This window comes from Cellvibrio zantedeschiae, from assembly GCF_014652535.1.
GTDB lineage: Bacteria > Pseudomonadota > Gammaproteobacteria > Pseudomonadales > Cellvibrionaceae > Cellvibrio > Cellvibrio zantedeschiae.
Window position 1 is genome coordinate 238,522 of the sequence record NZ_BMYZ01000004.1, and the last position, 12,809, is coordinate 251,330.

Here is a 12,809-nt window from a genome sequence, read left to right on the forward strand (position 1 = left end):
GGTGTAGGGTGAAAGCTAAATTCGTTAAAAGTGTTCTGTTTCTGGCCGTGCTTAGCATGACTGGAACGCTCATAGCTGCAGAGCCCAAGCCTGTAGTGCCGGAGCAAACCTGGACAGTCAGCTTTAAAGACGTAGATATAGTTGAAGTGGTCAAGTTTGTTCAGGAAGTTACCGGCAAGCCGATTATTGTAGACCCCAAGGTGCGCGGTCCAATTCGGGTTATGGCCAGCAAGCCGATGAATAAAAAGGAGCTCTACGATTTATTTTTAGCGGCTTTGGATGTGCACGGTTTTACCGCCTTTGAAAGCGACGGTGTAGTGCGTGTGGTTGTGAACCGTGAGGCGCGTAATTTACCTATTCCCAACGAACAAGCTGTTACCTCCAGAAATGACGGCTATATCACCCAAATTATCCAACTCAATAATATTAGCGCTGCCAAAGTTCTTGCCGCTATTCGTCCGCTGGTTCCGCAATACGCACATCTCACGGCTTACGAGCCCAGCAATGCGCTAATCATCAGCGACACACGCGCCAATATCGCTCGTATCAATGATTTGATTTTGCAAATGGATAAGGCCGCCGTTCTGGCGACAGATGTTATGCAGTTGCGCTATGCGCAGGCTGCCGAAGTGGTCGCTATGATCACGCAACTGGAAAAACCGGACCCTAACCGCGGTGTTACCACCTCGCCACCTATTGTAGTGGCGGACAAGCGTATTAATGCGGTGGTGATTAGCGGTGACGAAATGTCGCGCCAGCGCATCAAGGGTTTGGTAGAAAGCCTTGATCGCCCACAAACCCGCAACTCCAACGTGCGTGTGTTTTATCTCAAATACGCAAAAGCTGCTGATGTTGCCAAGGTCTTAACTGGCATGTCACAGGGGCAAGGTGGTGCTGCTAAACCGGGTGAGAGCGGCAACAGCCAAACCAATGTGCAAGCGGACGAAGCGACCAACTCTTTGTTGGTGACGGCAGATAGCGACAACATGCAATCGCTGGTTTCTGTTATTGAGCAGCTGGATATTCGCCGCGCGCAAGTGTTGGTTGAAGCGATTATTGTGGAGATACAAAACAACGCTAACAAAGACATGGGTATCCAATGGATGTATGCGGATACTAAAAAGGGCTTTGGAACCTCCAATGATGGCAGTGCGACTTTAGCTGGTTTGGGTGAAGGCGCGTTGAACATAAGAAGTTCAGATCCAAAAGTCTATGACACCGGCGTGGCACAGTTGGCAAAGGGGCTTTCAACGGTTAATGGACAGGCTTTCGGCACTGCATTTTTGGGTGAGCGAACCACTTTTATCGGCTTGTTGAAGTTGTTGCAGGAAGATAGCGGCACCAACATTTTGTCTACGCCGAACTTGCTAACCACAGATAACACCAAGGCCAAAATTTCCGTTGGCCAAAAAGTCCCGTTCAAGCAAGGTTCGTACACGCAAACAGGTACAGGTACGGGAACTGGTTCAATCGGTAGTCCGTACACGACTTTCCAGCGTGAGGATGTGGGTATTACCTTAGAGGTCACGCCGCATATCAACGAAGGAAATAGTGTGGTGCTGGACATTGATCAAGAGGTATCGAGCATTTCCAATATTTCCAGTGCAGACGGAATTATCACTAACCAACGCAAAATCAAAACCCAGATTCTTACGGCCGACGGCCAAACAGTGGTCTTGGGCGGTTTGATTAAAGATGACATCCAGACCGGCGCAACCCGCGTTCCGCTGCTGGGTAGCATTCCGGTAATGGGGCATTTGTTCCGCACCCAAACCAGCAAAAAAGTAAAAACCAATTTGCTAGTGTTTATTCGTGCAACTGTGCTGCGTGATGACGAAATGCTGGTGGGTGCGACCGCAGAAAAATACAGCGCAATTCGCGATGTCCAGCTACAGAACCGTCGCTCGCAAAAAGAGCTGGTAGATTCCAAATCAATTCCGGTATTGCCTGACTTGCACGATAAACCCTTGCCTCCACCAGAGCCCAAAGCCAAGGTTACCGAGCCAGCAACGCCTATAGAGGCAACTCCTGCTCCCGTGCAAGCCCCGGTTAAGAGTGAATGATTGTGGTCAATTCAGATGCAATAGTGACTGATGCCGCCGAGATTATCGATTTGGAAGCCGTGGCACCTGTAAATCCCGCGGCAGTTACTGCGGAAGAAGATGAGGCAGATAGCTATCGCCTGCCGTTTAGTTTTGCCTCGGCGCAGGGCGTGATGCTGGCTGATGCGGAGAGCAAACTGGTATTGCATCGCCCCGGGTTAACGCTGGATGTATTATTGGAGTTGCAGCGCTATTTGGGCGAAGGTTTTACGCTGGAGGAAATTCCTGCGGAAGAATTCCAAAAACGCCTGACCAAAGATTATCAAAGTGGCGACGGCGCAGCCCAACGCGCGGTGGAAGACCTGGGCGCGGAGTTCGATTTGTCTTCCATGGCGGAAGATTTGGCCGAGCGCACCGACTTGCTTGCGGGCGACGACGATGCGCCGATTATCCGTTTAATTAACGCCATTCTCTCGCAAGCGGTGCGCGAAGGCGCTTCCGATATCCACCTTGAGCCTTTTGAAGACCGCGTATCAGTTCGCTTCCGTATCGATGGCGTGCTGAACGAAGTTTTATCGCCAAAGCCGGAGCTAGCGCCAGTTTTGGTTTCGCGTTTAAAAGTAATGGCGCGTTTGGATATCGCTGAAAAACGCCTGCCACAAGACGGTCGTATTACCGTTCGCCTGGCAGGTCATGCGGTGGATATTCGTGTATCTACCATTCCATCTGCTTTCGGTGAACGTATTGTATTGCGTTTGTTGGATCAGTCGGCAGGGCAGCTTTCGCTCGATCAGCTGATGATGCCGAAAGCCGTGCAGGAAAAACTCAGCCGTGCTTTGCTCAAACCCCACGGCATTATTCTGGTTACGGGCCCAACCGGTTCCGGTAAAACCACCACGCTCTATTCTGGCTTGAGCCATATCAACAGCCGCAGCCGCAATATCCTCACTATTGAAGACCCGGTGGAATATTTGCTGCCGGGTATAGGTCAAACGCAAGTAAATCCCAAAGTGGAAATGACGTTTGCCCGTGGTCTGCGCGCAATTCTTCGTCAAGACCCGGATGTGGTGATGGTGGGCGAGATCCGCGATGGTGAGACGGCAGAGATTGCCATCCAGGCGTCGCTCACTGGTCACTTGGTGTTATCAACACTCCACACTAATACCGCCATTGGTGCGGTCTTGCGTTTAAAAGATATGGGTGTTGAGCCGTTCTTGTTGGCTTCGAGTCTTGAGGTGGTCATGGCGCAACGTCTGGTGCGCTTGCTGTGTAATCACTGTAAAGAATCCTATATGCCGGTGGATTCCGAGCGCTCCATGCTCAAATTGCCGGAAAACACCCCCATTTTCCGCCCAGTGGGTTGTCACCACTGTAACAACCAAGGCTATCGTGGCCGAAAAGGTATCTACGAATTGATTGAGATTAACGAGCGCTTGCGCCATCTCATTCACGAACAAGCCGGTGAGCAAGAGCTGCTTGCCGAAGCGCGTAAACACAGTCTTTCTATTAGTGATGATGGCCGTCAGTGTGTTCTGGATGGCATCACGAGCATGGAAGAAGTGCTACGCGTAACAACCCAACTTTAGATCTTTACTCAACGATACGGCGTTAAACATGACCTCAAAATGCTCATTTATTAAATATAAATTCCGCTTTTTCGGTCATGTTTGCCTTGTCTCGTTTTCGTCAGTAACGATCTAAGGTTTTTGAGGAAATCATGGGCGCCTACAGCTACAAAGCACTTAACGAAGCGGGTAAAACCGTTAAGGGCATTTTAGAAGCCGATTCCGAACGCCATGTTCGCAGCCAACTGCGCGCCAAAAAACTCAAACCACTAGAAGTTGAAAACGCCCACAGCCAAGCTGAAAAAACTGGCGACGATAGCATTAATCTTTCTGGCTGGCGCAAGCGCTTGGCAAGCCGGTTGAGCCCGCGCGATTTAAGTATTATTACCCGCCAACTGGCATCTCTAGTGCGCTCCGGTTTGCCGTTGGATGAAGCCTTACATGCAACCGGCAAGCAGGCGCACAAGCCCAATATCAAACGCATCGTATTGGGTGTGCGCACCAAGGTACTGGAAGGTTTTAGTTTGGCGCAGGCATTGGGGGAGAACCCCGTTGCCTTCAACGATATGTACCGCGCATTGGTACGCGCAGGCGAGAGTTCCGGTTATTTGGGGCCGGTGTTAGAGCGTTTGGCTGATTACACCCAGAGCAGCCAGCAAATTCAGGCGCGTATCAAAATGGCGATGATTTACCCCATAGTGCTGCTCTTGATCAGCTTGGGGGTGATTACTGCGTTAATGGCCTTTGTGGTGCCCAAATTGGTGGGGATTTTTGCCCACAGCCATCATGAATTGCCATTCCTCACCAAGGTACTCATCAGTGTGAGCGGGTTTATCGTTAATTATGGTGTGTTCATTGTAATCGCCGTTGTCGGCCTGGTATTTGGCTTGCGCAAATTGCTAAAGGTGGAGGCCAATCTGCGTGTTTGGCATCGCATGCAACTGCGCTTGCCAGTGATTGGTGAATTGGTTCGCCAGATCAATGCAGCGCGTTTTGCCGCTACCTTGAGTTTGTTGTCATCCAGTGGTGTTCCTTTATTGCAAGCCCTGACGATTGCCGGGCAGGTAATGAGCAACCGTATTTTGCAGGATTCTTGCGAGCAGGTTGTAGGCGCTGTGCGCGAAGGTAGTAGTCTGGCGCGGGCGATGGATAATGCGGGCACTTTCCCACCATTATTGGTCCAGCTGGTATCAAGCGGCGAAGCTAACGGCACCCTGGCGCAGCAATTGGATAATGCCGCCAAAGACCAGGAGCGTGAGCTGGAAATGGTTTTGGGTATGGCGATGGGGCTGCTTGAACCCCTCACCATCGTTTTTATGGGTTTTTCGGTGTGCCTGATCGTAATGGCGATTTTGCAGCCGATCTTCCAAATGAACTCACTTGTTTAATCGCAAGCGAGGCTTTTAATTTAAGAGTCAGGAGTTTTTTATGCGTTACTCAGGTTTAGCGAATAAGTCAGGGTTATTATCCCCAAGCCGCCAAAGCGGTTTTACCCTTATCGAAATCATGGTGGTGGTCATTATCATCGGCTTGCTGGCAAGCGTTGCAGTGCCCACGGTACTTGATCGTATGGAGCAAGCACGCACGCAAAAAGCCCGTGCAGATTTCAAATCCCTGCAAACGGCCCTGAAGTTGTATCGCATTGATAACTTCACCTATCCAACCAGTGATCAGGGTTTGGATGCTTTAGTCAACAAACCTACTTTGGCCCCGGTTCCTCGCAACTGGAAAACCGGCGGCTACCTTGACCAAATGCAGTTAGACCCGTGGGATCGCCCATACCTCTATATGAGTCCGGGCGAAGGTCACGACTATGATATTTACACCCTGGGTGCCGATGGCGTCAGCGGTGGCGATGGCCCCAATGCCGACCTCAGCATTTGGGATCAAGCTGAAAAAACCGAATAATTTACGGCTCACAAGTGATTCGGCACGGGCATTTAGGGTCGGTCAGGGGCTTTACCCTGATCGAAATCATGATAGTGGTATTTATCATTGGCTTAATGGCGACCGTCATTACCCTATCGGTCGGTGAAGATAAAAGTAAGGCCGCGCCGCGCCTTGAAGCGCAAGCCTTTATGCAAGCCGTGGGGTTTGTAAGTGAGTTTGCTGCCTTGAATGGCGAGGTGGTGGCGATGTTTATTAGCCCGCGTGAATCCAGCGATTCGCTCGGCAAATATTGGTGTTACAACTGGCAACGTTACCGCGACAACGCCTGGGTGAAATTGCCGGAAGACAGCCTGAGCGAACATTGCATGGACGAACGTGTGCAATGGGAGTTGGTCGTGGAAGGCCACCTGTACACCTACGACCCGGATTTGGAAACCCAGCCACCCGTATTAGTGTTTTCACCCAGTGGTGAAGCTACTCCGGTAGAAATGGCGCTGTTTGAGCAAGGCACAGGCACCAACACCGAGGCGCAACATATCGAGATCGACATGATGGGCAACAGTCATTGGCGTGAAGAAGACGAAGCCCAAAAAAGTAATGAAGCCGTGCGATGACAAGCAAGATCACAAAACCTAAAGCGATTAACGCCAAAGCGCACCTCGCAGCTACCAAGGGTTTTACCTTGGTAGAAGTCATGGTGGCGCTAATGATTGTCGCCATGGCTTTACCTGCGCTGGTGATTCTGGTGATGTCGCAAGTTGATGGTGCAGCCCATATTCGCAACAAAACCTACGGTATGTGGATTGCTGAAAACGAATTAACCCGTTTAACCCTGTTGAACAATAAAGAGCTGTTTCCCAAGTATAAGCTCGCCGAAAAAGATTCCGGCCGAACAGAAATGATGGGCCTGCAATGGCAATGGCAGTATGAAACTGTGGTTGCAGAAGAGATTCCGGTTCAGGGAATCCTTAAGCTCGATATAGATGTGGCGGTTTTGGGCGTGGCAGATAGTTCAGGCTTTAAGCCTGCCCAAGGCCTGGAAAAAGTTGACCCCATAGCGCATTTGACGGGGTACATGAGTGAATAGCGCGCAAAAGGGTTTTACCCTGCTGGAGATGGTCATTGCGATTGCGCTTTCAGCCTTAGTCGCCGCTATGGCTTACCAATCGTTCGACGGGGCGAGCCGCAACGCCGAGCGCACCCGCGATGTGCTCAACGATGTAAACAAACTCGATAAAGCCTGGCAGTTGATCGGGCAGGATATGCGGAATATTTTGCCGCTTAATCCGCAAATTGCTAATCCTCAACTCAAGTTTGAGGCGGCCAGTTTGAAGACGAAAGGTAAGGATACTTTCCAGGTAATTATGGTGTTTGCGCGGCGCGGTTGGGTAAATCCGCTGGGGCGTGTACGCAGTGATTTGCAGCAGGTTAACTACCGTATTGCTGAAGGTAAGTTGTGGCGGGACTATTTGCCCGAGCGCAATATGCCGCTGGAAAATATCGATTTTGAGCGCGAATCTTTCCACCAGTTGCTATTGGATAATGTGGTGGATGTGCAGCTGCGCTTTCTATCGGATGCGCGTATTAAAGCCGATGGCAAAAGCGTGTTGGAAGGCAGTGAGTACAGCAGAAATTGGGAGCCACTCTGGCCGCCGATTAATGCAACAGGCGGTTCGGCTATGCCCATCGCACTGGAAATGACCATAGAACTTGAGGGAGGAGCGCGCGGTGTACGCCTGTTCGAAATCCCTCAAAAATAACCGCGAGCGCGGCGCCGTGTTGATTATGGTGCTGCTAATCGTAGCCTTGGTCGCCGGCTTGGGTATTAAATTCGCGGGCGATTATCAGCTCGGTTTAGCGCGTGCGGAAGCGCGCTGGCACGGCGCACAAGCGCGGGCCTATTTGTTTAGTGGCGAAGGTGCGGCGATAAAGTTTTTGGCAACCGATGATGCGGCAGCGGATTATCGTGAGGAACTTTGGGGGCAACCTGTACCCATTCAGTTGCCTGACAATATGGGCGACTTGTTGATCTCCCTCGATGATGCCAATGCAAAATTCAATTTGAACCGGCTGGCGATTGTGAAGGCCGATTTTGCGAGCAAAGCGCCTTCGGATGCTTCGCGTTATACCAACGCCCAGCTTATGTTTATACGCTTGCTACAAGCCTTGCCGAATCGCGAAGACCCGCATACAGCACTGGTGCAATCCCCGGAAATTGCCACGGCGATTTTGGAAGCCATTGTCGATTGGACCGATCAGGACACGGACCCGGCGGGTTCAAACGGGGCTGAAAACGATTATTACCTGGGCCAGCCAGATCCATACCAAGCCGCTAATATGCCGTTTCGCAGCGTGGAAGAATTACAAATGATTCGCGGTGTTACCCCGCAAATCATGCAGGCCTTGCGCCCTTATGTAACAGTGCTTGAGCCCAGCGAAATATTAAATATCAACACCATGCCCGAGCTGCTCTATCGGTGCATCAACCTGAATACTGAGTTGAGCCCTTTGAGCGAGAGCCAGGCAAAGTCGCTGATTGCGGAAAAACCCTCAACAGGCTTCTATGCTAACTTGAGCGATTTTAATACCAGCTGGAACAAAGTAGTCGGCGCTGGCCAAGCGTCGGCAGACGGCGAACTTGCGGTAGCCACCAAATATTTTTGGCTGACTACAGTGGTGCAAATTGGCGATCAGCGGCGCACCGGTCGCAGCTTGTTGTTACGCGGTAGCCCGGCGTTCAAAGTTGTGCGCCGGGAAGAAGGTAATTTGTAGTTAAAAACAAAAATCAGGGTAAGTTGAATGTCCCCACAATTGGTAGTTTCCATTAGTAGCCATGCAGGCACTGGTAACGCAGGCAACAGCGACGCGGATAATTTCCGCTGGTGCTGGCTCAGCGATGGCCAGGTGCAGTCCTCTGCAATGGGTAATCTGGATGCTTTGCGTGCAAGTCTCGGCAATGTGGCGCATCAGGCCTGGTTGCTTTTGCCCGGTGCCAAAGTAGTTACTCGCCAGTTGGAATACACCGAGAAAGAAAAGAAGCATCTGCGCAATTTACTTCCCTTCCAATTGGAAGAATCTGTTGTTGGCGATATTGATGACCTGCATGTTGCTATAGGTACGGCCAACGCGGGCAAGGTTGCCTTGGCCTACACCGATAAGCGATGGCTTAAATCCATCTTCAACCAACTGGCAGCCATAGGCGTAGAAATTACGCGTTGCTGGTCAACACCGCTCCTGTTGCCATTTCAGGCATTGGGCGCCCCTGAGCAAGTAGAGCCGGCGTTAACCGATGCGGATGCCTCCGTAGAAAGCTTGACCCTGAATCCTTTTTCAACCTGGATACTTGCGCTGGAAAACGGTCAGGTCAATGTGCGTTTTGCCGAGCAAGAAGGCTTTAGCGTTCCTTTGCCTTTGCTGTCTGCCGCTGTCGACATGCTGATTGCAAACCAAAAGCTGGGCGATAACTTGCCTGCTTTGGTGCTAAGGGCGAGTGAGCAAACGGAGTTGGACGCGCTATATAAAAGTCTCCCCGAACGTTTGGCGGCGCGGGTCAGTGCACAAAATCTTGTAGAACCCTGGCAGCTGGATTTTAACGGCAAAGCGATTGATCTATGCCAGGCTGAGTTTTCCCAACGTCTGCCACTGGAACGCTGGATGAAGCTTTGGCGCGGAGTGGGCATTTTGGCGCTGGTAACCTTTATCGCCTATGTAGGCGTACTGGGTTTCCACATTTATAAACTCAACAAACAAAACCTGCAGTTGCGCCAGCAAATGGAAGCCATTTATCGCAGTGTCATCCCCAACGGCCAGTCGGACGATCCAGAGAAACGCTTGCGCGTCAAACTGCAAGCCATGCAGCCGAAAACCCAATCGGGCAATGTGATGGCTACCTTGGCGGGCGTGTTACCACTGATTTCAAACAATGCCGATGTGACTGTAAAAGTGATTTCTTATTCGGCAGATACGGGCGATATGTCCGTCAGCGTACAGGCGCACTCTTTCAACTCCATTGATGCTTTGCGCCAGACGATTGCGGCGCAAGGTTATGTGGCCGAGCTACAAGGCGTAAACGCGCAGGGTGACCTCAATACCGGTCGCCTTAAAATCAGCAAGCCGCAGCGCTAGGTGAGGTAATCATGGAAAAACTACTCAGCACACTTTCCCAATTTAATCGCCGCGAGCAAATGACCTTATTGTTTGGTGCTTTGCTCATTGCAGCCTACGTGCTTTGGCTGGCGGTTCTGTCGCCACTCAAACATAAACGTGATTCGCTGCTGCAAACCGTCACCAATACCCAGCAGTCACTGGGCAAGGTGCAGCTACTTGCCCGCCAATATGAAGTCTTGTCCCAGCAATCCAATCAGGCTAACAATGGTGGCGATATCAGCGGTCTCCTGGATGCCAGCTTGCGCGACAATGGCATCACCATGACCAGCTTTACCCCCGGTGCGGGTGGCGAGGTGCGCGTGCGCGTGGATCGCATAGCATCGGACGTGCTCATGCAGTGGCTTTACGATCTGGAGGTGAAATATCACATAGCCATCCGCGAGCTATCGATTACTGCCAGCAATGACCCGGGCTTGGTCTCTGTTAATTTGCGCCTCGTAAAGCCCTAATGCTTTTGATGAATGACAAGGTTGATGTCTCGATGGTTTTTAAAGCTGTTTCACTTCCCAAACTCAATATGAGTAAAAAGTTCTGGATTACCCTTGGGGTCATTTTCTGGCTGTATTTTGTGGTGAGTAATCTGCCTGCTGTTTGGGGGGCTTATTTGTTAACTCGCAGCGGCGATATCGCCATGAACGGTGTTTCGGGCACGCTCTGGTCAGGTCGTGCAAGTCTGGCGAGTATCAAAGTCAAAGGTGTTGATCATTCATTGGGTCAGTTGACCTGGAAACTCAATCTGCTTTCGTTTTTAACCCTCAAACCCTGCGCGCTTATTGGTACGCATATGGACAATCAAGAGTTTGATGGTGTGGTGTGCATGAGAGGTAAAAATGGCATCACCGTTAAAGATGCCAGTGTCAGTTTTCCCGCCGCACTCGTCCAACCGCTTCTACCCCTGGCAATCAGCGGGCAATTTGCGCTGACTATTGAGCGCCTGGAAATCGGCGAGCTGCAATTACTTGGCCTGCGCGCAAAAGCCACTTGGATGGATAGCAAAATTTACAACGGCTCTAATTGGATGAATCTAGGCGGCATAGGCGCCGAATTAACTGACGATGGCAAAAAAGGCCTGAATGCCCATATTTTTGATGTAAATAGCCCACTCCATGTGGATTTGCTTGGCAACTTACCTTATCCGACCGGAGCGGCGATTAAAGGTAGCTTTTCATTACCTGAGCCTTATTTCCGCGAAATTAATGCAGGCGCCTGGGTCTCTATGTTTGCAACCCAGCAGCCGAACGATGCGCAGGGCAACCTGACCTATGCCGTCGATTTGAATTTCTAGCCTGATACAGGCGCAGTATTGAAGGAGACGATGTGAAACGATTGCTGGCCCTGAGTTTGTGTCTATTAAGCTGGCCGGTAATGGCAGGCTGGCATGGCGATACCCAAAATATTATGGGCACCGTGATTAACGTGACTGTCTGGCATCAGGACGACGCTAAAGCCGAGCAGGCCATAGCGGCTGTGATGGCAGAGATGCACAGGATAGATCAGCAATACAGTCCCTTTATTCCCACCAGCGAACTCTCACGCGTCAACGAACTCGCGCCTAAATCCACCGCGAAAAACCCCATGCCGATTTCGGCCGAGCTGGTCAGCATTATTAAGAAAGCCGAGCACTATAGCGATTTAAGTGGCGGTGCTTTTGATATCACCTTCGCCTCGCTCGCTCGCTATTACGACTACCGCAAAGGCTTAAAGCCTACCGATGCCCAGTTCAAAGAACTGGTACCGCAAATCAATTACAAATTCATTCATCTCGATACCAAAAATAACACCGTCTATTTTGATCACCCCAAGGTTTACATTGATTTAGGCGGAATCGCCAAAGGCTTTGCAGTGGATCGCGGTGCAGAAATCCTCAAACAATTCGGCATCGCCAACGCCAATGTCAGCGCCGGTGGCGATAGCCGTGTCATTGGCGACAAGCTCGGCAAGCCTTGGCTAGTGGGTATTCGCAATCCCCGCGCCGAAGATAAAAACGCTGTGGCCATTACCTTGCCGCTGGAGAATTGCGCAATCTCCACCTCGGGCGATTACGAGCGCTTTTTCATCGATAAGGACGGCCAGCGCGTTCATCACATTATTAATCCCAAAACCGGTAAGTCGCCGCACGGCATTGTTAGTGCGAGCGTCATTGGTCCCTTGGGGTTTGATACAGATCCGCTCACCAAAACTATTTTCATTATGGGGCCCGAAAAAGGCCTGGATTTGATCAATAGCCTGCCCGGTTTTGACGCAGTGGTAATTACAGAAAGCGGAAAAGTTCTCTACAGCAAGGGCTTAACGCCACCTTGATCACGAAATTGAACTTTGCTGCGCGGAATTCCCAATCCTGCCAAAAACAGCAGCTATCCTTACACTCGTTCAAAGAATCATTTAAATAACGGGGCGTGAGCCAAGTCTCCGCGCCGGAAAATACTGAAATAACAAGAGTTTTACGGAAAGTCTGCACATGGGTAAGTTAAGTGTGCAGAGAGTCACACCGAATAAACTGATGGGCTTCTAGAATTGCACAATCGCAAACCACAATTGGCACGACACAGGGCGGGGCAGGCATGTTCAATCAATCGGTAAAACTACCGCTGTTGGGATTCGTTTTGGCACTTTGCCTCGGCACCACCGCAAGTGCGCAAACAGCGGCTCCTGCCGCAGTACCAAACTCAACTGCACCTGCGGAATCAGTGCAGCAACCGGCGGTTACGCCGCAGGTCGAAAACTTGAAAGTTTCCGTACTCAATCTCAATCGCGATTTGCTGATTCTGGAAGAGGAACTGCTTTATCCCCCGAGCAATCAAGTAGCGATTTATCTTTCCATGGATCTCGGTGAATTTTTTAGCCTCGACGCCGTCAAGCTCGAAATCGACAACAAATTAGTCACCAGTGAGCTTTACACCGAAAAACAAATCAATGCGCTCTATCGCGGTGGCGTACAACGTTTGTACGTTGGCAATTTAAAAGCGGGCGAACACGAAGTTAGTGCGTTTTTCACTGGCCGGGGACCGCAGCAAGATTATAAGCGCGGTGCAAAATTAATGGTTACCAAAACCCAGGCACCCTTGGTATTGGAACTTAAAATTATCGACTCAACTGCAAAACTTCAGCCCACCTTTGAAATTAAAGAATGGAAAGCTGAATAGTG

The 12,809-nt window shown here is 50.7% G+C and carries 13 protein-coding genes; all 13 read left to right on the forward strand.

Annotated elements, in window-relative coordinates:
- Positions 1–8: 8 nt before the first annotated feature.
- The 13 genes from gspD to IE104_RS17795 all read left to right on the forward strand — a co-directional run bounded on the left by gspD (position 9) and on the right by IE104_RS17795 (position 12,807).
- Complete coding sequence (gene gspD, locus IE104_RS17735) at positions 9–2,063, forward strand: type II secretion system secretin GspD (RefSeq protein ID WP_229838086.1); 2,055 nt, start codon at positions 9–11, stop codon at positions 2,061–2,063.
- Positions 2,060–3,628 (forward strand): type II secretion system ATPase GspE, encoded by a 1,569-nt coding sequence (gspE, locus tag IE104_RS17740; RefSeq protein WP_189421023.1) that lies wholly within the window; start codon positions 2,060–2,062, stop codon positions 3,626–3,628. Before gspD ends, gspE begins: the two co-directional genes overlap by 4 nt.
- 131 nt (positions 3,629–3,759) lie before the next feature.
- Positions 3,760–4,995 carry a type II secretion system inner membrane protein GspF gene (gene gspF / locus IE104_RS17745; protein WP_189421025.1) on the forward strand — a complete coding sequence of 412 codons (1,236 nt, stop codon included), beginning with the start codon at positions 3,760–3,762 and terminating at the stop codon, positions 4,993–4,995.
- Between the two features lie 40 nt (positions 4,996–5,035).
- Positions 5,036–5,515 carry a type II secretion system major pseudopilin GspG gene (gene gspG, locus IE104_RS17750; protein WP_189421027.1) on the forward strand — a complete coding sequence of 160 codons (480 nt, stop codon included), beginning with the start codon at positions 5,036–5,038 and terminating at the stop codon, positions 5,513–5,515.
- A 14-nt stretch (positions 5,516–5,529) separates the two neighbouring features.
- Complete coding sequence (locus tag IE104_RS17755) at positions 5,530–6,111, forward strand: prepilin-type N-terminal cleavage/methylation domain-containing protein (RefSeq protein ID WP_268247529.1); 582 nt, start codon at positions 5,530–5,532, stop codon at positions 6,109–6,111.
- The gene (gspI, locus tag IE104_RS17760; protein WP_189421029.1) at positions 6,108–6,584 is read left to right on the forward strand and encodes a type II secretion system minor pseudopilin GspI; all 477 of its coding nucleotides are present in this window, start codon (positions 6,108–6,110) and stop codon (positions 6,582–6,584) included. The genes IE104_RS17755 and gspI overlap by 4 nt, the downstream gene beginning before the upstream one ends.
- Positions 6,577–7,257: a type II secretion system minor pseudopilin GspJ gene (gene gspJ, locus IE104_RS17765; RefSeq protein WP_229838089.1), complete on the forward strand. Its 681-nt coding sequence runs from the start codon at positions 6,577–6,579 to the stop codon at positions 7,255–7,257. Before gspI ends, gspJ begins: the two co-directional genes overlap by 8 nt.
- Positions 7,226–8,269: a type II secretion system minor pseudopilin GspK gene (gene gspK, locus IE104_RS17770; protein ID WP_189421031.1), complete on the forward strand. Its 1,044-nt coding sequence runs from the start codon at positions 7,226–7,228 to the stop codon at positions 8,267–8,269. The genes gspJ and gspK overlap by 32 nt, the downstream gene beginning before the upstream one ends.
- A gap of 27 nt (positions 8,270–8,296) precedes the next feature.
- Positions 8,297–9,622 (forward strand): type II secretion system protein GspL, encoded by a 1,326-nt coding sequence (gene gspL, locus IE104_RS17775; RefSeq protein WP_189421033.1) that lies wholly within the window; start codon positions 8,297–8,299, stop codon positions 9,620–9,622.
- Positions 9,623–9,633: 11 nt separating this feature from the next.
- Positions 9,634–10,113 (forward strand): type II secretion system protein M, encoded by a 480-nt coding sequence (locus tag IE104_RS17780; RefSeq protein WP_189421035.1) that lies wholly within the window; start codon positions 9,634–9,636, stop codon positions 10,111–10,113.
- Positions 10,114–10,145: 32 nt separating this feature from the next.
- Positions 10,146–10,949 (forward strand): type II secretion system protein N, encoded by an 804-nt coding sequence (gspN, locus tag IE104_RS17785; RefSeq protein ID WP_189421044.1) that lies wholly within the window; start codon positions 10,146–10,148, stop codon positions 10,947–10,949.
- Positions 10,950–10,981: 32 nt separating this feature from the next.
- A complete protein-coding gene (locus IE104_RS17790; protein WP_229838097.1) occupies positions 10,982–11,965 on the forward strand; it encodes an FAD:protein FMN transferase in 984 nt (327 codons plus the stop codon).
- 260 nt (positions 11,966–12,225) lie between these two features.
- Positions 12,226–12,807, forward strand: coding sequence for an AraC family transcriptional regulator (locus IE104_RS17795; protein WP_229838099.1), 582 nt, complete (start codon positions 12,226–12,228; stop codon positions 12,805–12,807).
- Positions 12,808–12,809 lie beyond the last annotated feature (2 nt).

What these genes read in the sequence shown, in the direction of transcription:
- gspE (WP_189421023.1), top strand. Translation starts at nt 2,060, where the DNA reads ATGATTGTGGTCAATTCAGATGCAATAGTGACTGATGCCGCCGAGATT.
- gspF (WP_189421025.1), top strand. Translation starts at nt 3,760, where the DNA reads ATGGGCGCCTACAGCTACAAAGCACTTAACGAAGCGGGTAAAACCGTT.
- gspG (WP_189421027.1), top strand. Translation starts at nt 5,036, where the DNA reads ATGCGTTACTCAGGTTTAGCGAATAAGTCAGGGTTATTATCCCCAAGC.
- gspI (WP_189421029.1), top strand. Translation starts at nt 6,108, where the DNA reads ATGACAAGCAAGATCACAAAACCTAAAGCGATTAACGCCAAAGCGCAC.
- gspL (WP_189421033.1), top strand. Translation starts at nt 8,297, where the DNA reads ATGTCCCCACAATTGGTAGTTTCCATTAGTAGCCATGCAGGCACTGGT.
- IE104_RS17780 (WP_189421035.1), top strand. Translation starts at nt 9,634, where the DNA reads ATGGAAAAACTACTCAGCACACTTTCCCAATTTAATCGCCGCGAGCAA.
- gspN (WP_189421044.1), top strand. Translation starts at nt 10,146, where the DNA reads ATGGTTTTTAAAGCTGTTTCACTTCCCAAACTCAATATGAGTAAAAAG.
- IE104_RS17795 (WP_229838099.1), top strand. Translation starts at nt 12,226, where the DNA reads ATGTTCAATCAATCGGTAAAACTACCGCTGTTGGGATTCGTTTTGGCA.